The 21,808-nt window shown below is 66.2% G+C and carries 18 protein-coding genes and 1 tRNA gene; 6 read left to right on the forward strand and 13 right to left on the reverse strand.

Features of this window, described 5'->3' with window-relative positions:
- The first annotated feature begins 10 nt into the window (after positions 1 to 10).
- Positions 11 to 1,990, forward strand: a complete 1,980-nt coding sequence (locus tag AC3XQU_RS11850) for a cation:proton antiporter (RefSeq protein ID WP_489874368.1) — start codon at positions 11 to 13, stop codon at positions 1,988 to 1,990.
- A 160-nt stretch (positions 1,991 to 2,150) separates the two neighbouring features.
- On the opposite strand, the gene AC3XQU_RS11855 is transcribed toward AC3XQU_RS11850, so the two are convergent.
- The 4 genes from AC3XQU_RS11855 to ychF form a co-directional block, all read right to left on the reverse strand.
- Complete coding sequence (locus tag AC3XQU_RS11855) at positions 2,151 to 3,266, reverse strand: GGDEF domain-containing protein (RefSeq protein ID WP_489874369.1); 1,116 nt, start codon at positions 3,264 to 3,266, stop codon at positions 2,151 to 2,153.
- Positions 3,267 to 3,373: 107 nt separating this feature from the next.
- Entirely contained in the window at positions 3,374 to 4,222 is an 849-nt protein-coding gene (locus AC3XQU_RS11860; RefSeq protein ID WP_489874370.1) for an MOSC domain-containing protein, read from the reverse strand.
- Positions 4,223 to 4,282: 60 nt separating this feature from the next.
- Positions 4,283 to 5,197, reverse strand: coding sequence for a subclass B3 metallo-beta-lactamase (bla, locus tag AC3XQU_RS11865; RefSeq protein ID WP_489874371.1), 915 nt, complete (start codon positions 5,195 to 5,197; stop codon positions 4,283 to 4,285).
- Between the two features lie 58 nt (positions 5,198 to 5,255).
- Positions 5,256 to 6,347 carry a redox-regulated ATPase YchF gene (gene ychF / locus AC3XQU_RS11870; RefSeq protein WP_489874372.1) on the reverse strand — a complete coding sequence of 364 codons (1,092 nt, stop codon included), beginning with the start codon at positions 6,345 to 6,347 and terminating at the stop codon, positions 5,256 to 5,258.
- A 259-nt stretch (positions 6,348 to 6,606) separates the two neighbouring features.
- Between ychF and AC3XQU_RS11875 the strand changes: the two genes are divergently transcribed.
- Entirely contained in the window at positions 6,607 to 7,275 is a 669-nt protein-coding gene (locus tag AC3XQU_RS11875; RefSeq protein WP_489874373.1) for a PEP-CTERM sorting domain-containing protein, read from the forward strand.
- A 48-nt stretch (positions 7,276 to 7,323) separates the two neighbouring features.
- Here AC3XQU_RS11875 and AC3XQU_RS11880 read toward each other — a convergent pair whose 3' ends face one another.
- Complete coding sequence (locus tag AC3XQU_RS11880) at positions 7,324 to 8,421, reverse strand: patatin-like phospholipase family protein (RefSeq protein ID WP_489874374.1); 1,098 nt, start codon at positions 8,419 to 8,421, stop codon at positions 7,324 to 7,326.
- Between the two features lie 96 nt (positions 8,422 to 8,517).
- Between AC3XQU_RS11880 and AC3XQU_RS11885 the strand changes: the two genes are divergently transcribed.
- A complete protein-coding gene (locus AC3XQU_RS11885) occupies positions 8,518 to 10,353 on the forward strand; it encodes a DUF3857 domain-containing transglutaminase family protein (protein ID WP_489874375.1) in 1,836 nt (611 codons plus the stop codon).
- A gap of 6 nt (positions 10,354 to 10,359) precedes the next feature.
- On the opposite strand, the gene pth is transcribed toward AC3XQU_RS11885, so the two are convergent.
- The 7 genes from pth to AC3XQU_RS11920 all read right to left on the reverse strand — a co-directional run bounded on the left by pth (position 10,360) and on the right by AC3XQU_RS11920 (position 16,549).
- Entirely contained in the window at positions 10,360 to 10,944 is a 585-nt protein-coding gene (gene pth / locus AC3XQU_RS11890) for an aminoacyl-tRNA hydrolase (protein ID WP_489874376.1), read from the reverse strand.
- A 156-nt stretch (positions 10,945 to 11,100) separates the two neighbouring features.
- Complete coding sequence (locus AC3XQU_RS11895; protein WP_489874377.1) at positions 11,101 to 11,688, reverse strand: 50S ribosomal protein L25/general stress protein Ctc; 588 nt, start codon at positions 11,686 to 11,688, stop codon at positions 11,101 to 11,103.
- Between the two features lie 200 nt (positions 11,689 to 11,888).
- Complete coding sequence (locus AC3XQU_RS11900) at positions 11,889 to 12,839, reverse strand: ribose-phosphate pyrophosphokinase (RefSeq protein ID WP_489874378.1); 951 nt, start codon at positions 12,837 to 12,839, stop codon at positions 11,889 to 11,891.
- 156 nt (positions 12,840 to 12,995) lie between these two features.
- Positions 12,996 to 13,072: transfer RNA gene (locus AC3XQU_RS11905), tRNA-Gln, on the reverse strand.
- Between the two features lie 80 nt (positions 13,073 to 13,152).
- Positions 13,153 to 14,040, reverse strand: a complete 888-nt coding sequence (gene ispE, locus AC3XQU_RS11910; protein WP_489874379.1) for a 4-(cytidine 5'-diphospho)-2-C-methyl-D-erythritol kinase — start codon at positions 14,038 to 14,040, stop codon at positions 13,153 to 13,155.
- Between the two features lie 5 nt (positions 14,041 to 14,045).
- On the reverse strand, positions 14,046 to 14,648 hold the full coding sequence (locus AC3XQU_RS11915) for an outer membrane lipoprotein LolB (RefSeq protein ID WP_489874380.1): 603 nt from the start codon (positions 14,646 to 14,648) through the stop codon (positions 14,046 to 14,048).
- A gap of 68 nt (positions 14,649 to 14,716) precedes the next feature.
- Positions 14,717 to 16,549, reverse strand: coding sequence for a tetratricopeptide repeat protein (locus AC3XQU_RS11920; RefSeq protein ID WP_489874381.1), 1,833 nt, complete (start codon positions 16,547 to 16,549; stop codon positions 14,717 to 14,719).
- 114 nt (positions 16,550 to 16,663) lie between these two features.
- Between AC3XQU_RS11920 and mutM the strand changes: the two genes are divergently transcribed.
- From mutM to mutY, 3 genes are read left to right on the forward strand one after another with little or no spacing between them, the layout of a single operon-like run.
- The gene (gene mutM, locus AC3XQU_RS11925; RefSeq protein ID WP_489874382.1) at positions 16,664 to 17,497 is read left to right on the forward strand and encodes a bifunctional DNA-formamidopyrimidine glycosylase/DNA-(apurinic or apyrimidinic site) lyase; all 834 of its coding nucleotides are present in this window, start codon (positions 16,664 to 16,666) and stop codon (positions 17,495 to 17,497) included.
- 23 nt (positions 17,498 to 17,520) lie between these two features.
- Positions 17,521 to 19,428 (forward strand): dynamin family protein, encoded by a 1,908-nt coding sequence (locus tag AC3XQU_RS11930; RefSeq protein ID WP_489874383.1) that lies wholly within the window; start codon positions 17,521 to 17,523, stop codon positions 19,426 to 19,428.
- Positions 19,425 to 20,528, forward strand: a complete 1,104-nt coding sequence (gene mutY / locus AC3XQU_RS11935; RefSeq protein WP_489874384.1) for an A/G-specific adenine glycosylase — start codon at positions 19,425 to 19,427, stop codon at positions 20,526 to 20,528. Before AC3XQU_RS11930 ends, mutY begins: the two co-directional genes overlap by 4 nt.
- Before the next feature lie 146 nt (positions 20,529 to 20,674).
- Here the strand turns inward: mutY and AC3XQU_RS11940 are convergent, their stop codons facing one another.
- Entirely contained in the window at positions 20,675 to 21,808 is a 1,134-nt protein-coding gene (locus tag AC3XQU_RS11940; RefSeq protein ID WP_489874385.1) for a deoxyguanosinetriphosphate triphosphohydrolase, read from the reverse strand.

Consider the following 21,808-nt stretch of genomic DNA (forward strand, 5'->3'; position numbering starts at 1 on the left):
CACGGGGAAGATGCATTCCGGACTTGAACTGACCCTGCTCCTGCTGGGCTGCGCCGTACTGGGCGTGGTCGCTTTCCGGATGCTTCACCTGCCGCCGATGCTCGGCTACCTCGCCGTCGGCGTCCTCATCGGCCCCCACGCGCTGGCGCTGGCCGACGACAGTCCCGCCACCCATGGGCTGGCCGAATTCGGCGTCGTCTTCCTGATGTTTTCGATCGGGCTGGAATTTTCGCTGGCCCAGCTCAAGTCGATGCGGCGCATCGTGTTCGGCCTGGGTCTGGCTCAAGTCGTATTGACAATCGCGGCCGCCATGGGCTTCGGCCTGTTCATCTCGTATTGGGCGCCGCATTTGCACGTGAGCTGGCAGGCCGCCTTTGCGCTGGGCGGAGCGCTGGCCATGTCGTCCACCGCCATCGTCGTCAAGATGCTGACCGAGCGCCTGGAACTCGAGAGCGAGCACGGGCGCCGCATCATCGGCATCCTGCTGTTCCAGGACCTGGCGGTGGTGCCGCTCCTGATCATGATTCCTTCGCTGGCGCGCCCGCCCGAAGAACTGGCGGCGACCCTCGGCTGGGCGGCGGTGAAGGCGGCCTTCGTGCTGGCCCTGCTCCTGATCTTCGGCCAGAAGCTGATGCGCAACTGGTTCACCATCGTCGCCAAGCGCCGCTCGCAGGAGCTGTTCATGCTCAACCTGCTGCTGGTGACGCTGGGCCTGGCCTGGGTCACCGAGCAGGCCGGCCTGTCGCTGGCGCTGGGCGCATTCGTCGCCGGCATGCTGATCTCCGAGACCCAGTACAAGCACCAGGTGGAAGAAGACATCAAGCCCTTCCGCGACGTGCTGCTCGGGCTGTTCTTCATCACGGTGGGCATGCTGCTCAATGTCGGGGTGGTGCTGGAACACTGGTGGCTGGTACTGGCGCTCTTGATCTTCCCGGTGCTGCTCAAGTTCGCTATCATCGCGGCCCTGGCCAAGGCCTTCGGCTCGAGCGACGGCGTGTCGATGCGCACCGGCCTGGCGCTGGCCCAGGCCGGCGAATTCGGCTTCGTGCTGCTGAACCTGGCCTCCGGCTCGAAGCTGATCGACCCTTTCCTGATCCAGCTGGTGCTGGCCTCGATGGTGCTGTCGATGCTGGTCGCCCCCTTCGTGATCCAGAACATGGACAAGATCGTGATGAAGGTCGCGTCCAACGAATGGATGATGCAGTCGCTGCAGCTGACCCAGCTCGCCAGCCGCACCATGAAGACCCAGAAGCACGTGATCATCGCCGGCTTCGGGCGCAGCGGCCAGAGCCTGGCTACCTTGCTGTCCGAGGAAAAGCTGCCCTGGTATGCGCTCGACCTGGACCCGGAACGGGTGCAGGAAGCGCAGGCCGCCGGCGCCAACGTGTCCTATGGCGACGCCGCCCGCCGCGAAGCCCTGATCGCGGCCGGCATCAACCGCGCCAGCGCGCTGGTGATCACCTTCGCCAACACGCCGCTGGCGCTGAAGGTGCTGCACCTGGTGCATGAGCTGGCGCCGAATCTGTCGGTGATCGTGCGCGCCCACGACGACAGCGACCTCGACGTGCTCAAGCGCGCCGGCGCCACCGAAGTGGTGCCCGAAGCGCTGGAGTCGAGCCTGATGCTGGCCTCGCACGCGCTGGTCGTGATGGGCGTGCCCCTGCGCCGCGTCGTGCACCGCGTGCAGAACGCGCGCGACGAACGCTATGCTTCGCTGCGCGGCTACTTCCATGGCGCGGGCGACGTGTCGGACGATCCGGAACACACCTATGTGCGGCTGCATTCGGTGACCTTGCGCAGCGAGGCGGCGGCGGTCGGACGCCGCATGAAGGAGATGGGACTGGAAGAAGTCGGGGCCGAGGTGACCACGCTGCGCAGGAATGGGCAGAGCCTGAACTGGGATCCGGAGACGGTGCTGCTGGTGGGGGATGTGCTGGTGTTGCGCGGGGTGGGGGAAGCGGTGAGCCGGGCCGAGAGCCGGTTACTGTGAACGCTGATAACCCGTAGCGTGGGCAAGTTGCTTGCCCTCGCGTTCAACTAACCGGGGCGTCATCGCGGTGCGTCAACCCATACGTGATTTGAACGCGTGGGCAGAATCTGCCCACCCTACGGGACCGTGGCTATTCCGCCATCCGAGAGGTGGCTGCTCGCTACCCTGTGACCACGCGATTGCGCCCATCCGCCTTGGCGCGATACAAGGCCGTATCCGCCTGCGCCACCAGATCCTGCGCCACGCCCTCGATCGCGTGGTCGCGCTCGAAATCGTCCAGCGTCGCCACCCCGATCGACACCGTCACCGACACGTGCTCGCCGGTCGACAGGTCCACCGGCGTCACCGCCACGCTGTTGCGGATGCGTTGCGCCACCATGCTGGCGCTCTCCAGCCCCGCATCGATCAGCAGCACCACGAATTCCTCGCCGCCGAAGCGCCCGAGCGCATCCGAGATGCGCAGCTCCGCCTTGATGCGCGAGGCCACTTCGCGCAGCACGTCGTCCCCTCCCCCATGCCCGACGCTGTCGTTGACCTTTTTAAAATGGTCGATGTCGATGTACATGCAAGAGATGCGGTAGCCCTGGCGGCGCGCCCGCGCGATCTCTTCCACCAGACGGCGGTCGATGTAGCGGCGGTTGTAGACGCCGGTGAGCGCATCGGTCAGGCCGATAAACTTGAGCATCTCGTTGCTGATGACGTTCTCGAGGCAGATCGCGATGATCGACCCCATGTGCTCGAGGAAGTCGGTGCCGAGGGCCGCCGTGAAGCGGTTCGGGTCCGTGCTGCCCAGGTTCAGGCTGCCGATCAGGCGCGTATTGCGCAGCAGCGGCACCAGGGCCACGCTTTGCAGCCCGGTGGGTGGATGCGGGAATTGCGCGCAATGCCGGGATGGCGCGTAGGGCCCGAGCAGCGGGCGCGGACGGCGGCCTTCGACGTGCTCGAAACCGAGGTCGCTGGCGTGCTCGCAAAAGCTCAAATCCGCCAGCGCTTCGTAGTCGACGCCCAGCTTGTGCATGACGGTGTAGATATCGGCGTCGGGGTCGACCAGCGACAAGGTCACCGTGTCGAGCTCCGAGATGACCGGCAGGGTGCGGAAGATCGTCGATACCAGTTCCTGGAAGCTGCCGGCGCCGACGATCTGCAGGTCGAACGCCTGGTGCCGGGTCATGATCGAATGGTTGCGCTCAGCCTGTTCGAGCAGGTACGCCATGCGGGAACGCAGGGTCTCGTTCTCCAACATCAGCTCTCGCGTCTGCGCATCTGGCTCGTGCATTGATCATTCCTTTCAGCAATAACCGTAACATTACGCCATCTGACCTCCCTTGAAAACGAAAACCGCCCGAAGATGGGCGATTTTGCGACACAAAGTTTTTACAACTGTCAAAAATTCAGGGTCACGTCCAGTTCCTGCCCGACGCGCAGGGTCCGCCCGGCGCCGTCCGCGACGATGCAGTTCATGCCCATGCAGACCGCGCCGTCCATGCGCGGGTTGGCCCGGTAGGCCTGCAGGATGTCGAGCGGATCGGGGCCGAAGGCGCCGGTAGCCTGGTCGATCGCGGGGATCGGGCAGCGGGCACAGGGTTTCACCGGGCGCAGCCTCAATTCGCCGGCGCTCATCGATGCGACGAAGTCTTCTTCGAAAGCTGCCAGGCCATCGACAACCAGGTTCGGGCGAAACCGGTTCATCGGCAGCGGCGCGCGGCCGGCGCCATGTAGCCTGGCGTTGAGGTCGTCGAGCGAGGCCTGGCCGATCAGGAGGATGGGGTAGCCGTCGGCGAAACGGGTGGCCGACGGGGCGCCGCCGGTCCATTTGGTGCTGGTGGGGCGCTGTTCTTCAGGGCGGAAGCGCACCAGGCGGCAAGCGGCGCCGCCCAGCGCTTCGGCGAACCAGGCGGCAGCCGCATCGCCGCAGTCGGCCGCCTGCAGGTGGTCGTCCCAGATCCGCACGGCGATGGTGGGCGCGGCAAGGTCGTACGCCAGCGGCAGGGAAAGCGGCGGCATGCCCGGGGCGCTCACTTCCAGCCTGTCGCCGTCGATGCGTGGAGTGATGAGCGCCATGCGCGGGAACTCGCGCTGGGTCAGGAACTGGCCCTCGACGGTGACCAGCATCCATTCGCGGTCGTCCACGCCCTGCGCGGACAGGCCGTCGATGCCGCATGCCGCTTCGGCGACACGGATGCCGGCGCAGGACTTGATCGGGTAGAGAACGAGTTCGGACACGGTGGCCATGCTGTCAACCTTTGCGAATGAAGGCCGACAGTATGGCAGGGATGACCCTCGTTGGCACGCTCAGCGGCCGGCCGCTTTCGCCTTCTCGTCGCGTTCGCGCTGCAACCTGGCGTCGAAGTTGCGGGTCGCGCCCGCGGCCAGCTTGCGGCAGCCTTCCGGGTCGATGAAGGGGTTCGACTGCGCGGTTCTTGCCGCCGCCTTGCCGAAGGCGTCGGTGGCGGACGGATGGGCGGCAATGACGATGTCGCACTTCAGGCCGGCCACCTTGGCCAGCGTCGTGCGGAAGCTCGCGGCGCGCTCCGGGTAACCGGCGCCGCCACTGTAGTAGAAGCCGTCGGTGGATACCGCGGTCAGGCTGTCGGCATAGACCATGTCCAGGCATTTGCCGGCTTCGCACGACTGCCAGGTCCAGGTGGTTCCGCCGGGCGTATGGCCGGGGGTGTAGTGGACCGTGAAGCGCAGCGGCCCGACGTTCAGGGTTTCGCCATCCTTCACCTCCTTGACCTGCGCGACTTTCGGGATATGGAAGCGGTCCTTCGGGTCGTACTGCGGATCGTCCGTGCCCGGCGTGCCGTCGCGCAGCACCTGGGCGCCGTGCGGGCTGTGCGCGACCGTCGCGCCGCTGGCCTTTTGCAGCGCGGCGATGCCGCCCGCGTGGTCGAAGTGGGCGTGCGAGTTGAGGATGAGTTTCACGTCCTTCAGCCTGAAGCCGAGCGCCTCGATGTTCTTCTGGATCAGCGGCGCCGACTGCGGCAGCGCGCCATCGAGCAGGACATGGCCTTGCGGGCCGGTGACCAGGATGGCGGACAGGCCGGCGGTGCCGACGTACCAGGCGTTGCCGTAGATATTGAAGGGGGCGGCCGGCTGGTTCCATTCGTCGCAGGAACTGCATGTGATGGCGTCCTGCGCCAGCGCGCCGTTCGTGGCTGCCAGTGCCAGGGCGAGGACCACCGGCTTCATCAAGTTCTTCATCATGTACTCACACTCCAGGCAGAAAAAAAGGGCCCCGCAGGGCCCTCGATCGTCACGCGAATCAGACGTTGAACAGGAAGTTCAGCACGTCGCCATCCTTGACCACGTATTCCTTGCCCTCGGCGCGCATCTTGCCCGCTTCCTTGGCGCCGGCTTCGCCTTTCAGGGCGATGTAGTCGTCGTACGAAATGGTCTGGGCGCGGATGAAGCCGCGTTCGAAGTCGGTGTGGATCACGCCCGCGGCCTGCGGTGCGGTGGCGCCGACCTTCACGGTCCAGGCGCGCACTTCCTTCACGCCGGCGGTGAAATAGGTCTGCAGGCCGAGCAGTTTATAAGCGGCGCGGATCAGGCGGTCCAGGCCCGGCTCTTCCATGCCCATGTCGGCCAGGAATTCCTTCTTGTCCGCGTCTTCCATCTCGGCGATTTCCGCTTCGATCGCGGCGCTGATTGCCACGATCGGCGCGTTCTGCTTCTTGGCGAATTCGGTCAGCTGGTCCAGCAGCGGGTTGTTGGTAAAGCCCGTGTCGGACACGTTGGCGACATACATCGCCGGCTTGGCCGTGATCAGGTGCAGGTCGCGGATCAGGAGCATCTCGTCGGCGTCCAGGCCCATGGTGCGCACCGGCTGGCCTTCGTTCAGGTGCGGCAGGATACGTTCGCAGATCGCCACCAGCTTGGCCGCGTCCTTGTCGCCCGAACGCGCTTTCTTGTTCTCGCGGTGGATCGCCTTTTCGACGGCGGTCAGGTCGGCCAGCGCCAGCTCGGTCTGGATGACTTCGATGTCGTCGATCGGGTTGACCCGGCCGGACACGTGGATCACGTTGTCGTCTTCGAAGCAGCGCACCACGTTGACGATGGCGTCGGTTTCGCGGATGTGCGACAGGAACTGGTTGCCCAGGCCCTCACCCTTGGAGGCGCCCGCCACCAGGCCGGCGATGTCGACGAATTCGACGATGGCCGGCACCATGCGCTCCGGCTTGACGATGTCGGCCAGTGCCTGCATGCGCGGATCCGGCACCTCGACCACGCCGACGTTCGGCTCGATCGTACAGAACGGGTAGTTCTCGGCCGGGATGCCGGCCTTGGTCAGGGCGTTGAACAGGGTGGACTTGCCGACGTTCGGCAAGCCGACGATGCCGCATTGGAGACTCATGGGGATTCTTTCTCATTCGGTGGACGCGGAGCGGAAAGGAAAGCCCGGCTCCAAAACCCCACATTGTAACCGCGGACGGTGTGGGTTGCCGAAAAAACCGGCGTACAGCTGGCCGGTCACTGGACAATTTCCTGTCGATAATTTTTACACTCGCCGCCAGTAAAATCTTGACGCTGTAAATATGTCCTTACGGATCAATGAGTTGCATAGCTGGAACGAAGATTGCTTATTGTCATGCATCTAACTGAAGGAACTCATCATGAACAAACTGATCTTTGCACTGGCTTTCGCCGCCACCCTGTTTGCAGCCCCTGCCGATGCAGCAGTCGTGCGCACCAACCTCGGCAATGCCGGCCTGGTCGGCAGCGACCTGACCGACCCGGAAAACAATGGCAATCCAGAAGCGAACATCAACTACAACGCGACTTTCCGTTCGTCGGTCGAAGCCGGCTTCGGCGGCGCGGAATATGCGTTCAATGTGTTCGACAACCAGGTCGGCGGCGGCAACGACAAGTGGTGCTGCGACACCAATGTCTGGGTCGAAGCGAACTTCGGCGCCAAGCGCTACACCCTCACCAGCTTCACGGCTTCGTCCGCAAACGACGTGCCGGACCGCGATTCGAACCGCTGGCAGATCCTGGGCTCGAACGACGGCATCAACTACACGCCGATCTTCAGCTACAACGCGGCAGGCTCGATCTGGAACCAGCGCCTGCAGACCGTCCAGTTCATCGCCGGCACCGACTACACCATGCCGGCGGGCTACAGCATCTTCCGCTACCAGTCGACTTCGGTCGTCTGGGGCGGCATGCACCAGCTGGCCGAGCTGGAATTCTTCGGTACGCAAGTGCCCGAACCGGCCAGCATCATGCTGATGGGCCTGGGCGCCTTCGGACTGGCCGCAAGCCGCCGCCGCAAGAAGAACTGATTCACCACACTCAACGAAAGCCGCTGCCCCCGCAGCGGCTTTTTTCGTTTAGAGCGGCCGTACCCGCGACAAATCCGGCCTGGCGACAAACTCCGCCAGTTCATCGCGCAAGCGCTGCCCCTCCCCCATCGCCCGCTGCCAGTTGCGCACGCGCGCATCATGGTCGAGCCCGTAGAACTTGAAGTCCGCCCGGTCCGGCAGCTTCCCGCGCGGCAGCGTGCGCAGGAAGTCGTCGGACGGCGCGATGATCAGGACATTGTCGAGCCAGCCGCGGTTGGCGCCGCGCGCCGCCCGGCGCCACGGAAAACCCTTGTCCAGCCAGCCCGGCACGATGTGCTGGGTGAAGTGCGGGTAGAGCACCAGGTCGCCTTTCATCTCGCCGGCAGCCCGCGCATAGGGCAAGGCCAGGTGGTAGTCGATGATGCCGCCATCCCAGTAGCTGCCCGGCGGGGCCTCGGCGATACCGGTGACCGGTTTCATCAGGAGCGGCAGCGTGCCCGAGGCCAGCAGGCCGCTGGCGAGGTTGTCGCGCGTGAGCGAGGAAAAATGGGTAGTGAACGCATCGAAACGCTCGCGCAGCCACGGCGCTTTCGACCGCTCGTCGCCGATCACGACGCGTTCCAGCAAACGCCCGAGCCAGTCGCGCGAGCCGGCATTGTGCAGCGCGGCCGCGGCAAAGCCGCGCAGTTCGGCGCGCGGATGCGCGGGCGCGGCCAGTCCGCCCTTGCCGCGCACGGCCAGCAGGTGCAGCCGGTGGTGGGGATGGCTGACGATGTCGTCTTCGTGGCCGCGCACGAATTCGGCCAGCAAGCCCTGCACCACCGCGTGGATGTCGTCCTGCGTCGGCTTCCTGCTGGTGTAGCGCTGGCCGGCATAGAGCTCGCCAAGGCGGGCAAACGCCTTGGCGGGATCTCGCTGGCAAGCGGCGGCCATGCGCCAGGCGCCGATCGAGGCGCCGATCAGGTCGCGCTCACGCGGGGCGGTGGGCAGCCATTCGCCGAACATCCATTGGTCGACCGCCTGGAAGATCAGTCCCTTCGGTCCGCCGGCGGCGGCCGGGATGATCGCGATGTCCTGGGCGCGCAAGCCTTGCGCGCCGAGCTGGGCCAGGGCCAGCGGCCCGGCATGGAAAGTAAGTGCCTTCATGGCCAAAATTATCGCAGGAAGACCGCGCTTGTGCTGGCGCAAGGGTCGGCCAAGGCCGCTACGTAACATGGATCGTTCCTGTTCGCGGAGTCCGCCATGCCGTGTCGCCTTGCCCTGGTTCTCTTGCTGCTGTTCGCCTGCGGCCCCTTGGCGGCGAACGACAACGCGGTCACCGTCGAGCGCTACCGCCAGCACTTCACGGTCGAGGCCGACGGTTCCTACCTGCTCGACGTCGAACTGGCCAAGAGCATCGCCACTCGCGCAGGCATCGCGCTGCACGCCGAGCAGTTCATCGGCTTCAACGCCTCGCTCGACGACGTCGTTTCCGTGGAGGCCTGGACCGCCAAGCTTGATGGCCGCCGCGTGCCGGTCGCGCCCAGCCAGATCCGCGAGCAGCAAGAGGCCGCCTCCGCGGATGCGCCGATGTTCCAGGACACGCGCCTGAAAGTCGTCATCTTCCCCGACGTCGCGGTGGGCGACACCCTCCACCTGCGCTACCGGCTGCGGCGCCACACGCCGCTGTTTCCGGGCCAGTTCGAAGACTTCACCATTGCCCGCCCCTTCCCGACCAAAGACTTCCGGCTGACCTACGACCTGCCGGCCTCGATGCTGCTGCATGCCGACGCGGTAGGGTTCGAGCTGGTGGCGAGCGACAGCCCGCCCGGCCGACGCCGCACGAGCTGGCGGTATGTGGAAGGCGAGCACGAGCACATCGAGCAAGGGTCGGTCAGCTATCTCGACTACGGCAGGCGCCTGGCCGTCACCACCTTCCCGGACTATGCAGCCTTCGCTCGCGCCTACCGGGCGCGCGCCGAGTCGGCCTCGGTCCCCGACGCGGCCATCGGCAAGCTCGCGATGGAGATCACGCAAGGCATGACCGATCCGCGCGCACGGGCGATCGCCCTGTCCGACTGGGTCAGGCGCAACATCCGCTACGTCGCCGTCTACCTCGGCCCGGGCGGCGTGGTGCCGCATCCCGCCCCGGCCGTGCTGGCCAGGCGCTACGGCGACTGCAAGGACCACGCGGCGCTGCTGCAGGCGCTGCTGGCCGCCGCGGGCATTTCCGGCAGCGCCGCCCTCGTCAACAGCGACCAGGCCTACCGCCTGCCGGCCGTGCCGACGCTGGGCGTGCTGAACCACGTGATCGTCTACGTGCCGCAGTTGCAGCTGTTTCTCGACCCCACCGCAGCGGCCGTGGCCGGCGGCTTCCTGCCGCCCGGCCTGCTGGGTAAGCCGGTGCTGCTGGCCGACAGCGGCAGGTTTGCGGTAACGCCCAGCTACCAGCCGGCGCGCAGCAGAACGCTGACGCGTTTCGACATCGCACGCGACGGCAGCAGCCGCTTCCACGTGGCGCGCACCAGCGGCGGCGCGATGGCCGATCCCTACCGGCAGGCGGTGCGCGACACGGCGCAGCCCGAGCGCGAACGCTTCGTGCAACGCATGCTGGCCGGACTGGGACAGACGGGCGACGGTGTGCTCGAGCCGGGCGACACCGGCGCGGCGGCAGACGATTACACGCTGGCGTTTTCGGGCGCGCTTGAGGGCTTCGTGCACCTGCCCGGGCCGGTGGCGCTGGCGACGACCTACCATTTCTGGGGAGGGCTGGGCGACGCGGTAGTCGACCTGGGACGCGAGCCGCAGCGGCGCCAGGACTTCATTTGCCCCGCCATCGATGCGGAAGACGAATTGCGCTACCGGCTACCGGCAAAAACACGCGTGCTGGCGCTGCCGAAACCGCTGGTGGTAGACGATGGCAGGTTCTATTACCGGTCGCAGTACGCGCGCCAGGGAGACGCGGTGGTGGTCAAGCGCCGCCTGCAGTTCAGGCACACGGCGGCAACCTGCACCCCGGACGACTACCGCCAGATGCGGCCGGCGCTGGAGCGCATGATGCGCGACCTGCGCGGCCAGGTGGTAGTGAAAGGGTCGTAGTGCAGTTCAGGCGGTATGCAGCTGCATGGTCGCCACATCCATCTTGCCTTCGCAGGCCAAGGGGATGATGCGCAAGGCCTTGTCGATCGATTCCTCGATCAGCACCTGCTCTTCGCGGCGCGGGCGGTGCAGCACGAAGTCGGCAACGGCCTGTTGCAAATTCAGGCTGCGCGGATGGCCGATGCCCAGGCGCAGGCGCCAGTAGTCCTGCGTGCCCAGGGCGGAGGTAATGTCCTTCAGGCCGTTGTGACCGCCCGAAGAACCGCCCTTCTTGAGCTTGGCCACGCCCGGCAGCATGTCGAGCTCGTCATGCACGACCAGCACTTCATCCGGATTGATTTTATAGAAGCGCGCCAGCGCGCCGACCGACTGCCCGGAGCGGTTCATATAGGTCAGCGGCTCCAGCAGCCAGACTTCGTTGCCGGCGATGCGGGTCTTCGCGACCATGGCGTTGAAGCGCGTCTCGCGCTGCAGCCGGCAGCCGGGCAGCGAATTGGCCAGGTTGTCGACCAGCCAGAAGCCGGCGTTGTGGCGGGTTTGTTCGTATTCCGGGCCCGGGTTGCCGAGGCCGACGATCAGTCGGATGGACATGAATGGAGTGATTCTGGGAAAAACAGGATTATCGCCCAAAAAGGCGGGCTCACGTGCCGGCAATGCGCCAGGGACGCGCCAACAAAAAACCCGCCGGGCAAGCCGCGGCGGGTTTTCGTTTTCTTCGCACCGCTTGCGCGGCGCTACAAGAAGATCTTACTCGGCAGCTGCTTCAGCCGACACGGCGCCGCGTGGGATCGACGAGGTGACGATGGTCAGGTTCTGGCCGTGGGTCAGCGCGGTCACGCCTTCTGGCAGGACCAGGTCGTTCGTGTGGATCGACTGGCCGGCTTCCAGCTTGCTCAGGTCGACTTCGATGAACTCAGGCAGCTTGCCTGGCAGGCAGGACACGTCCAGCTCGTTCAGCACGTGCGAGATGACAGCGCTGTTCAGCTTGACGGCTGGCGAGGTCTCGGCGTTGATGAAGTGCAGGGCGACCTTGGTGTGGATCGGCTGCGAAGCGTCGACGCGCTGGAAGTCAGCGTGCAGGACCAGCTGCTTGTATGCGTGCATCTGGAAGTCACGCAGCAGGACTTGCTGCGTGGCGCCTTCGATTTCGAGGTCGAGCACGGAACCGTGGAATGCTTCTTTCTTGAGCGCGTGCCAGAGGGCGTTGCCGTCCAGGGCGATCAGGACTGGGGCAGCGGTGCCGCCGTAGATGATGCCTGGGGTCTGGCCAGCCTTGCGCAGGCGGCGGCTCGCTCCGGTGCCCTGCAGGGTGCGGTTGAATGCAACAACTTTCATGTGAAACTCCAAGTATAAAGGGTCCGAATGCCGGAACAGATGTGCCGGCCCGGTAACCCAGTGTGGTGACCATCCCCGCGACCAGGGACAGTCATGAAAGAGCGCCGTATTGCGCGCTCAAGAATTCGGTGAACCTGAGATAGTACAACGGCGCGCCAGGCTTTTCCAGCCTGGCGCGCCGCCGAACGATGTTCTGTTGCTTATTCGGCGAACAAGGAAATGACCGAATCGCCCTTGACGATGCGCTTGAAGGTCTCGGCCAGCAGCGGTGCGCTGGTGAGCTGGCGGATCTTGGTGCAGGCGGCGCCGGCTGCGCTCAGCGGGATGGTGTCGGTGACGACCAGCTCGTCGAGCGGGGAATTGCTGATGCGGTCGATGGCCGGACCCGACAGGACCGGGTGCGTACAGTAAGCGACCACTTTCTTGGCGCCGCGCTCCTTGAGCACTTCGGCGGCCTTGGTCAGGGTGCCGGCGGTGTCGACCATGTCGTCCATGATGACGCAGTTGCGGCCTTCGACTTCACCGATGATGTTCATGACTTCCGACACGTTCGCCTTCGGGCGGCGCTTGTCGATGATCGCCAGGTCGCAGCCGAGGCGCTTGGCCAGGGCGCGGGCGCGCACCACGCCGCCGACGTCCGGCGACACGACCAGCAGGTCGTCGTAGTTGCGCTTCTGCAGGTCGCCCAGCAGGATCGGCGAGGCGTAGATATTGTCGACCGGGATATCGAAGAAGCCCTGGATCTGGTCCGCGTGCAGGTCCATGATCAGGACGCGCTCGACGCCGGCTTCTTCCAGCATGTTGGCCACCACCTTGGCCGAGATCGCGACACGCGCCGAACGCGGGCGGCGGTCCTGGCGGGCGTAGCCGAAGTAAGGAATCGCGGCGGTGATGCGGCCGGCGGATGCGCGCTTGAGCGCGTCGACCATCAGGATGATTTCCATCAGGTTGTCGTTGGTCGGTGCGCAGGTCGATTGCAGGACGAAGACATCCTTGCCGCGCACGTTCTCGTTGATCTCGACCATGACTTCGCCGTCCGAGAACTTCGAGACCATTGCTTTGCCAAGTGGAATGCCGAGGTTCTTAGCGACCCCCTCTGCCAGCGCCGGATTGGCGTTGCCGGTAAAAACCATCAGGTTTTCGTAAGCCATGGAGGAAGTCCCAAGAGATAGAAAGTTGACACTAGAAAAACAATCAGCCGGCTATACCGGCTGATGTTTGACGACGCTGCGTTGCCGATGCTTGCGGAGCACTGCACCGCTGTTTTTACCCGCTGGACGCTTGAGCATCGACAGCCGGGAAAACTTTGGCAGGGGAACAAGGATTCGAACCTTGGTATGCCGGAATCAAAATCCGGTGCCTTAACCAGCTTGGCGATTCCCCTACACGACTGCACTTGCTTGCCGTTACATTCTGCGTATTTTAACGCTTAACGTCGCGACAGGCAAAATTTTATTCCATAACTCACGGATTTTGCAAGACCGATTTCATCGGGTGACTCGACAGCGACTGCGCTTTCCATGCTCGCCAAGCCTCAGGCACAAGGGCCACGACCTGATCCGCTTCACGCTCGCTGGAGAAAGCACAGAACACACATGCCCCCGAGCCAGTCATCCTGGCATCGCCATGCCTGCCCAACCATGCCACCGCTTCTGCTACCGGCGGGAACAGGCGTTCAGCCACGTCCTGCAAATCATTTTTCCCGAAACCGCGATGCTTGCCTGAAACTTCGTAGCTGCTGGAAAAGTCCGATATTATGACCCGCTCCGTATCTCTTGTCAATTCCGGGGCCGAAAATATTGCCGGGGTCGGCACGGCGACGCCCGGCTCGATCACGACGTACCAGCACGCGGGCCCGCGCACGGGCTGCAGGCTTTCCCCCACGCCTTCCGCAAACGCCGTCTCGCCGAACAGGAAGAAGGGGATGTCGGCGCCCAGCGGCAAGCCAAGATCCATCAGCTCTTGCTGCGTCAAGCCCGCCTGCCACAGGTGGTTGGCCGCCATCAGCGCAGTGGCCGCGTCCGACGACCCTCCCCCCAGCCCGCCGCCCATCGGCAGGATCTTGTCCACCGCCACGTCGATGCCCGGCGGCAGGCGCCCATGACGGCGCGCGTATTCCGCCTGCAGCAGGCGCAAGGCGCGCACCACCAGGTCCTGCTCGGCCGGCACCCCCGGCATGTCGGTGGTGCGCACGATGCGCTCGTCGTCGCGCAGGTCGAAATGCAGGGTATCGGCGCGGTCGACCAGCTGGAACACGCTTTGCAGCAGGTGGTACCCATCGGCGCGGCGGCCGACCACGTGCAGGAACAGGTTCAGTTTGGCCGGGGCCGGGCAATCGTGCAGCGAACGCATGTGTCTCAGCCCTGCCCTGCCGGGTTCACGACGATGCGGATCGACAGGTCCTGGATGTCCCCTGCCGCGGCGCGCTCGGCATGGATCACGCGCGGCGCCGGCTGGACGGCATTGGCGTCCTGCCACTCGACGAAGCGCAGGCGCCAGCCGTCGCGCGTGATCACGCCGTTGTTGGCGGGCGAAGCCAAGAAGCGCTGGCCGCCGGCATCCACCGCATAGCCCTGCAGCCAGTCGCGCAGGCCAGAGACCGGCAGCGGCCAGCCCAGGGTTTGCTGGGTCAGGCCGTCGATGTCGCTCGCGGTCACCGGCTTGCGGCCGGCTTGCGTCAGGGTGGCCGAGCCCGGGGTGACGGCAATGGTCGCCACCGTCTGGCCCAGCGGCGAAACCAGCTCGACGTCGATATGGCCCGGGCGCTGGGCCCAGTTGAAATTGCCGTTCAGGGATTCGGTCTTGCCATCCTTCTGGTAATTGACTGCCAGGCGGCCGTTCAGGTCGATGCTGTCGCGGTAGGCGCCGACGGTGGCGACATTGGTGCTGGTGGTGGCGCAGCCGGCCAGGGCAAAGGTAGCGGCACAGGCGAGCAGGGTCAGGCGTCGGGTGATCGGCATCGGAAAAAGAAGTAGTGAAAGGAAGGCGCCGGCACACCCACGGTGGCCGGCGCAACAACTGGATTATTTCACAAGGTCTGGCGCAGGCGCGCCAGCGTGCTGCGCAGCGTGTCGTTCTGCGGGTCCTTGGCGCGTGCTTCGCGCCAGAGTTGCTGGGCGTCGGCCTGCTTGCCCTTCTGGAACAGCACTTCGCCCAGGTGCACCGCGATTTCCGGGTCGCGCCGCAGCGCATAGGCCTGGCGCAGGTATTGTTCGGCTTCGTCCAGCTTGCCGAGGCGGTACTGGACCCAACCCATGCTGTCCATGATGAAGGGGTCGCCCGGCGCCATCGCGAGCGCCTTGGCGATCAGCTCCTGGGCTTCCTGCAAGCGGATATTGCGCTCGGCCAGCGAATAGCCCAGCGCGTTATAGGCGTGGTGGTTGTCGGGCGCCAGCGCCATGACATCGCGCAGCAGCTTTTCCATGATCTCGACGCGGCCGATTTTTTCAGCCAGCAGCGCGAAGTCGTACAGCAGGTCGGGATTCTTCGGGAAGCGCTTGGCGGCCGCTTCCATCAGCGCATAGGCTTCCAGCACTTGGCCTGCGTCTCGCAGCAATTGCGCTTCGGCCACCGCCACCTGGGCCTGCTGCGCCGGCTCGGCCGGTTTCAGGCCGGCCAGCAATTGGCGCCCGCCGGCCACGTCGCCGCCCTTGGCCATCAGGCCGGCGCGGCGCAGCTGGGCATTGAGCAGCAGCTGCGGCTCGGTGCCGGCCGGGACTTTCTCCAGCCATTGCAGCGCCGCCGGGAAGTCGCCGCGGTCTTCGGCCAGCTGGGCCAGGATCAGCAGCGCGCGGGTCGGGTCGCGGTCGTCTTCCGGGCTGCGGCCAAGCACGTCCACGAAGCGGGTGAAATAGGTTTCCGCCGCCTTGCTGTCGTTCATCTGGCTGGCCAGCACGCCCAGCGCGTACAGGTTGCCGGCGTCGTCCGGCTTGGCCTTGAGCAGGGTTTCGAACTGCGCGCGCGCCTGCGGGAACTGCTTCTGGTTGACCAGGATGCGCGCGTGCGCCGCGCGCACTTCGCGCGCGTCGGGGTGCTGCTTGAGGAAGGCTTCCAGCATCGGCGCCACCTTGGCGTCGTCTTCGAGCACCTGGGCCATCATCAGCATGGCGATTTCGGAGTCGGGCTTGGCCGCCAGCGCCGCCTGGGCTTCGCGCACGGCCGCGCCCTTGTCGGCCCGGGCCAGCGCCGCCTGGGCGCGCACGATATGCGCTTCCAGGGTGCCGTTGTAGGGGCTGACGATGCGCTCGAGCATGGCGGCCGCCGCCTCCTTGTCCTTGGCGCGGCCCAGCAACTGCTGGATCTGGAACATCAGCACGCCGCGCTCCTTGAGCGGCGCGGCCTTCAGGCGCTCCACGAAAATCGGCTCGACTTCGGCGATCTCGTCCGAGGTGACCACCATGCCGACGAAATACTGGGTCGCTTCGTCCGAGGCCGGGTCGAGCTCGCGCCACAGGCGCACGGCGGCCAGCGTGTCGTCGCTCTGGCGGGCCGTGACCGCCATTTCGGCCGCGCGGCGCGCCAGGCGCGGGTCGCGGGTCTGCTGGGCCAGCGACAGCATGGTGAGGTAAGGCCCCTGCCAGTCGCCCTTGCGGAATGCGAACTCGGCCTTAAGTAGCTGGTTCAGCATGCTGCTGGTGAGTTCGACCTTGGGCAGGCGCGCTTCGATCTCGGCGCGCAGCTTGGCCTGCGCATCCTCGGCCGATTCCGTGGCTGCCGCCGTCTCGTCCTGCTCCTGCCCGAGCGGCGCATCGGCGGCCGCTGCCGGGACGGCGCCGGCCGCCGCCAGGGGCTGCTGTGTGGGCGCGACGGCGCACGCCGCCAGGATGCTGGAGAGGGTTACAATGACGAAAGCGTTTTTCAAGGCAAATCCTGTGTGCTGGGTGTCGCCTGATTCTACGCTCAAGCGTGGCCCCGCGTGCATGACAGCGCAGTTGTCGCCAGTCGCTTTTCAAGAATTGTCACCGAATACCTCCCCATGCCCGAACTCCCAGAAGTCGAAGTCACCCGGCGCGGCGTCGCGCCCCATATCGAAGGCCGTGTCGTGGAAGCGGTGGTCCTGCGCCGCGAAGGCCTGCGCTGGCCCTTCCCGCCCGGCCTGTCCGGCCTGCTGGTGGGGCGGCGCATCACCCACACCGACCGGCGCGGCAAATACCTGCTGGTCCACTTCGAGCATGGCGCCCTGATCATCCACCTGGGCATGTCGGGCCACCTGCGCGTGCTGCCGCCCGGGGTCGAGCCGCGCACGCACGACCATTTCGATCTCGTCGTCACCGGGCCGGAGGGCCAGCAGGTATTGCGCCTGCACGATCCTCGCCGCTTCGGCGCCGTGCTCTGGCACGACCAGGACGAAGGCGCGCTGGGCGAGCACCTGCTGCTGCGCGGCCTCGGGGTCGAGCCCCTGGAAAGCGGCTTTTCGGGCGAGCTGCTGCACCGCGAGACGCGCAGGCGCAGCGCGCCGATCAAGCAGGTGCTGCTGGCCGGCGACATCGTGGTTGGGGTGGGCAACATCTACGCCTGCGAAAGCCTGTTCCAGGCCGGGATCAACCCGAAAACCCCGGCCGCGCGCATCAGCCGCACCCGCTATGACCGGCTGGCGCTGGCCATCAAGGAGATCCTGGCCGCCGCCATCGTGCAGGGCGGCAGTACCCTGAAGGACTTTATTGCTGTAAACGGACAATCCGGATATTTCCAGCAGACATATTTCGTCTATGATCGTGCAGGAGTGCCCTGCCGCAACTGTGGGACGCCGGTCCGCCAGATCAAGCAGGGCCAGCGCTCGACCTTCTATTGCGTGCAGTGCCAGCGCTAGGTCCACGATCACGGGTACACAACATGCAGGATTTCCAACAGTACGGCGCCTGGCGCGCCGCCGTCACCACCGCCCTGGCATCCTATGGCGCGGCGCTGCGCGATGCCGCCCTGATCGACGACGGCGGCGAGCAGCAACTGGCGCGCGCCCTCGCACGTTTGCGCGACGACCGCCTGTCGGTGGCCTTCGTGGCCGAGTTCTCGCGCGGTAAAACCGAGCTGATCAACGCGCTCTTCTTCGCCGACTACGGCCAGCGCATCCTGCCCTCGAGCGCCGGCCGCACCACGATGTGCCCGACCGAGCTGCTCTACGACGCGGCGCTGCCGCCCTGCATCCGCCTGCTGCCGATCGAGACCCGCGCCGAGCATTTGTCCACCAGCGACTTCCGCGAGGACCCGGACGCCTGGACTACCCTGCCGCTCGACCTGGCCGCGCCCGCCAACATGCTCGAAGCCTTCAGTCAGGTGAGCCTGACGCGGCGCGTGCCGGCGCCGGAGGCGCAGCGCTACGGGCTGTGGGACCCGGCCGACCCGGATACCGCCACCAGCCTGGGGGCGGACGGCATGGTCGAGATCCCGCGGTGGCGCCACGCCATCATCAACCTGCCCCACCCGCTGCTCAAGCAGGGGCTGGTGATCCTCGACACGCCGGGCCTGAACGCGATCGGCACCGAGCCGGAACTGACCCTGAACCTGATCCCGAACGCGCACGCGGTGCTGTTCATCCTGGCCGCCGAAACCGGCGTGACCAAGAGCGACATCGACGTCTGGCGCACCCATATCGGGGCCGGGCCGGGCCGGCTGGCGGTGCTCAACAAGATCGACGCCATGTGGGACGAGCTGCGCACGCCGGAGCAGAACGACGCCGAGATCGCGCGCCAGCAACTGGGCGTGGCGCGCGACCTGGGGCTCGATAGCGCGCGCGTGTATCCGGTGTCGGCGCAAAAGGCCCTGGTCGGGAAGATCAACGGCGACATGGCCCTGTTCGAGAAGAGCCGCCTGGGCGCACTGGAAGCGGCCCTGTTCCACGACCTGATCCCGGCGCGCAGGGAAATCGTCCAGCGCCAGCTGCGCCTGGACCTCGACGCCCTTGCCGCCGGCCAGGCGGCGCTGGCGGGGGCGCGCATGCGCGACCTGGTCGACCAGCTGCAGGAGCTCAAGAGCCTGCGCGGCAAGAACCAGAACGTGATCGCCCACATGATGCGCCGGGTGGAAGCCGAGAAAAAGGAATTCGACGCCAGCCTGTTCAAGCTGCAGGGCACGCGCGCGGTGTTCGCGCGCCTGTCGACCGAGCTGTATTCGACCCTGGGCATGGACACCCTGCAGGAGCAGACCGACGCCGTGCGCGCCGAGATGCAGGCGGTGCGCTTCGCGACCGGCATGCGCCAGCCGGTGCGCGCTTTTTTCGAGGCCGCGCGCGCCAACCTGGACGCGTCCAGCGCGAAAGTGGACGAGATCGCCGCCATGCTCGACACCATGGTGCGCAAGTTCTCGGCCGAGCATGGGCTGGCGCTGGCCAGCCCGATGACGCTGTCGTTTGCGCGCTACCGCCAGGAGCTCGACGAGGTCGAGGCGCTGTTCCTGAAGCAGTTCGGCACCGCTACCTTGCTCATGACCAGCCGCGCCACCCTGCTGGAACGCTTCTTCGATTCGATCGCCTCGCGCGTGCGGCGCAGTTTCCGCTCCGCGAACCTGGACGCCGAAGCCTGGCTCAAGGTGATCATGGCGCCGCTGGAGGGCGCGATCCGCCAGCACCGCGAGCAGCTGCGCGCTCGCCAGGCCTCGATCGGCCGCATCTTCGAGGCCACCGACAGCCTGGAACAGAAAATTGCCGCCTTCGAGGGCAGCCGCCAGGCCCTCGACAGCACGCGCATGCGCCTGGCGGAATTGTCCGCGCAGGTCGCCGCCACACTGGAAGCGCCACCTGCATGAAACGCCTGACCGAATTCGACCAGCTGGCCGACCCGACTTTTTCGCAAGCCGTGATCGACTGGCAGCGCACCCACGGCCGCCACACGCTGCCGTGGCAGAACACGCTAGATGCCTACCGCATCTGGCTGTCCGAGATCATGCTGCAGCAGACCCAGGTCGCCGCGGTGCTCGGCTATTACGCGCGCTTCCTGGAACGCTTCCCGACCGTGCAGGCGCTGGCCGAGGCGCCGCTTGACGATGTCATGGCGCACTGGAGCGGCCTGGGTTACTACACCCGGGCGCGCAACCTGCATGCCTGCGCCAGGCGCGTGGTCGACGAATACGGCGGGGTGTTCCCGGGCGACCCGGCGCTGCTGGCCGGGCTGCCGGGCATAGGCCGCTCGACCGCCGCGGCGATCGCCGCCTTCTCCGTCGGTGCGCGCGCCGCGATCATGGACGGCAACGTCAAGCGCGTGTTCGCGCGCGTGTTCGGCATCGAGCAGTATCCGGGCGAGAAGCGGGTGGAAGAAGCCCTGTGGCGCCGCGCCGAGGCGCTGCTGCCGGAAACGGGCATCGAATCGTACACGCAGGGCCTGATGGACCTGGGCGCCACCCTGTGCACCCGCAGCCGACCGGATTGCCCGCGCTGCCCCCTGCAAGAGCGCTGCGTGGCCTACGCCACGGGACGGACGGCGGAACTCCCGGTGCGCAAACCGAAGAAGACGTCGCCCGAGAAGCGCGCGGCGCTGCTGGTCGTCATCGACCGCGGCCAGGTGCTGCTCGAGCAGCGGCCCGGCGCCGGCATCTGGGGCGGGCTGCTGTCGCTGCCGGAGGTCGATGGGCACCTGGCGGTCGAGGTGGATGCGATGGCCCTGGCCGAGGTAGCAAGCGCGGCAACGCAGTTCGGCGCCGTCGAAGAAGTCCAGGCGCTGCGCCCGCTCGTGCACGTGTTCACGCACTACAAGCTGCATATCGCGCCCTGGCTGGTGGCGCTGTCGGCGCGCGGGGGCGCAACCGGGCGGCATGTGTGGTGGGACCTGGACCGGATCGACGCGGCGCCGCTGCCGGCGCCGGTGAAGAAGCTGTTGCTGGAGTTGGGCAGGCCGGGCTTGTTCAGTTAAATACCAGGCACCCGTAGGGTGGGCGGGTCTCCCGCCCACGCGGTGATAGTCAGCCGATCGAACAGCCGTACGGGCAGCAGCACCGTGCTTTGAACGCGTGGGCAGGTAAAACAGTCCAGTGGACTGTTTTACGCCCACCCTACGGTCTAGAAGTGATCCAGCGAGAAAATCCTGCGATGCTCCCGGATCGCATACCGGTCCGTCATCCCCGCAATGTAATCCGCGATCTTCCTGGCCTGCCCCATCGGGTCGCCCTCGACCTGGTAATCGTTCGGCAGCAGCACCGGGTCCTGCATGAAGCCGTCGAACAGCTCGCGCACGATGCGGCTGGCTTTTACCCGCATGCGGTTGACCTGGAAGTGGCGGTACAGGTTCGCGTACAGGAAGCGCTTGAGCGCCGTGGTCTCCGCGCGCATCTGGCTCGAGAAACGAATCAGGGGCGGCAAGCCGCGCACGTCGTCGATGCTCAGGGGGCCGGCGTCCAGGATCAGGGCTTGCGAGGTGTCGACCAGGTCCGCCGTCATCTGCGTGATCATCAAACGGATCGTCTCGTACAGCGCGCGCCTGCCCGGCAAGCCCGGATACTGGGCCTCCACCGCATGCCGGTGGCGCGCGAACAGCTCCACCTCGTTCATCTGCTCCATGGTCAGCAGGCCGGAACGCAGGCCGTCGTCGATGTCATGGTTGTTGTACGCGATCTCGTCGGCCAGGTTGGTCAGCTGGGCTTCCAGGCTGGGCTGGCTGCGGTCGATGAAGCGCTGGCCCAGGTCGCCCAATTCGCGCGCATTGGTCAGCGAGCAGTGCTTGAGGATGCCCTCGCGCGTCTCGAAGGTCAGGTTCAGGCCGTCGAAGGCGCCGTAGTGTTCTTCGAGCTGGTCGACCACGCGCAGGCTTTGCAGGTTGTGCTCGAAGCCGCCGTAGTCCTTCATGCATTCGTTGAGCACGTCCTGGCCGACGTGGCCGAAGGGCGTGTGCCCGAGGTCGTGCGCCAGCGCGGTGGCTTCGACCAGGTCTTCGTTCAGTTGCAGGCTGCGCGCCAGCGTGCGGCCGATCTGGGCCACCTCGATGCTGTGCGTGAGCCGGGTGCGGAACAGGTCTCCCTCGTGGTTCAGGAAGACCTGGGTCTTGTATTCCAGCCGGCGGAAGGCGGTCGAGTGGATGATGCGGTCGCGGTCGCGCTGGAACTCGCTGCGCGAGCCGGCCGGCGGCTCCGGGTGCCGGCGGCCGCGCGACTTCGACGAGTGGGCTGCATAGGGTGCGAGGCGTGCGTCGAAGTCCAT

The organism is Telluria sp. AZSoR62 (genome assembly GCF_058111565.1).

Excerpts from the sequence above, each read along its gene's own strand:
- AC3XQU_RS11850 (WP_489874368.1), top strand. The coding sequence starts at position 11 with ATGCATTCCGGACTTGAACTGACCCTGCTCCTGCTGGGCTGCGCCGTA.
- AC3XQU_RS11855 (WP_489874369.1), bottom strand. The coding sequence starts at position 3,266 with ATGCACGAGCCAGATGCGCAGACGCGAGAGCTGATGTTGGAGAACGAG.
- AC3XQU_RS11860 (WP_489874370.1), bottom strand. The coding sequence starts at position 4,222 with ATGGCCACCGTGTCCGAACTCGTTCTCTACCCGATCAAGTCCTGCGCC.
- bla (WP_489874371.1), bottom strand. The coding sequence starts at position 5,197 with ATGATGAAGAACTTGATGAAGCCGGTGGTCCTCGCCCTGGCACTGGCA.
- ychF (WP_489874372.1), bottom strand. The coding sequence starts at position 6,347 with ATGAGTCTCCAATGCGGCATCGTCGGCTTGCCGAACGTCGGCAAGTCC.
- AC3XQU_RS11875 (WP_489874373.1), top strand. The coding sequence starts at position 6,607 with ATGAACAAACTGATCTTTGCACTGGCTTTCGCCGCCACCCTGTTTGCA.
- AC3XQU_RS11880 (WP_489874374.1), bottom strand. The coding sequence starts at position 8,421 with ATGAAGGCACTTACTTTCCATGCCGGGCCGCTGGCCCTGGCCCAGCTC.
- AC3XQU_RS11885 (WP_489874375.1), top strand. The coding sequence starts at position 8,518 with ATGCCGTGTCGCCTTGCCCTGGTTCTCTTGCTGCTGTTCGCCTGCGGC.
- pth (WP_489874376.1), bottom strand. The coding sequence starts at position 10,944 with ATGTCCATCCGACTGATCGTCGGCCTCGGCAACCCGGGCCCGGAATAC.
- AC3XQU_RS11895 (WP_489874377.1), bottom strand. The coding sequence starts at position 11,688 with ATGAAAGTTGTTGCATTCAACCGCACCCTGCAGGGCACCGGAGCGAGC.
- AC3XQU_RS11900 (WP_489874378.1), bottom strand. The coding sequence starts at position 12,839 with ATGGCTTACGAAAACCTGATGGTTTTTACCGGCAACGCCAATCCGGCG.
- ispE (WP_489874379.1), bottom strand. The coding sequence starts at position 14,040 with ATGCGTTCGCTGCACGATTGCCCGGCCCCGGCCAAACTGAACCTGTTC.
- AC3XQU_RS11915 (WP_489874380.1), bottom strand. The coding sequence starts at position 14,648 with ATGCCGATCACCCGACGCCTGACCCTGCTCGCCTGTGCCGCTACCTTT.
- mutM (WP_489874382.1), top strand. The coding sequence starts at position 16,664 with ATGCCCGAACTCCCAGAAGTCGAAGTCACCCGGCGCGGCGTCGCGCCC.
- AC3XQU_RS11930 (WP_489874383.1), top strand. The coding sequence starts at position 17,521 with ATGCAGGATTTCCAACAGTACGGCGCCTGGCGCGCCGCCGTCACCACC.
- mutY (WP_489874384.1), top strand. The coding sequence starts at position 19,425 with ATGAAACGCCTGACCGAATTCGACCAGCTGGCCGACCCGACTTTTTCG.
- AC3XQU_RS11940 (WP_489874385.1), bottom strand. The coding sequence starts at position 21,808 with ATGGACTTCGACGCACGCCTCGCACCCTATGCAGCCCACTCGTCGAAG.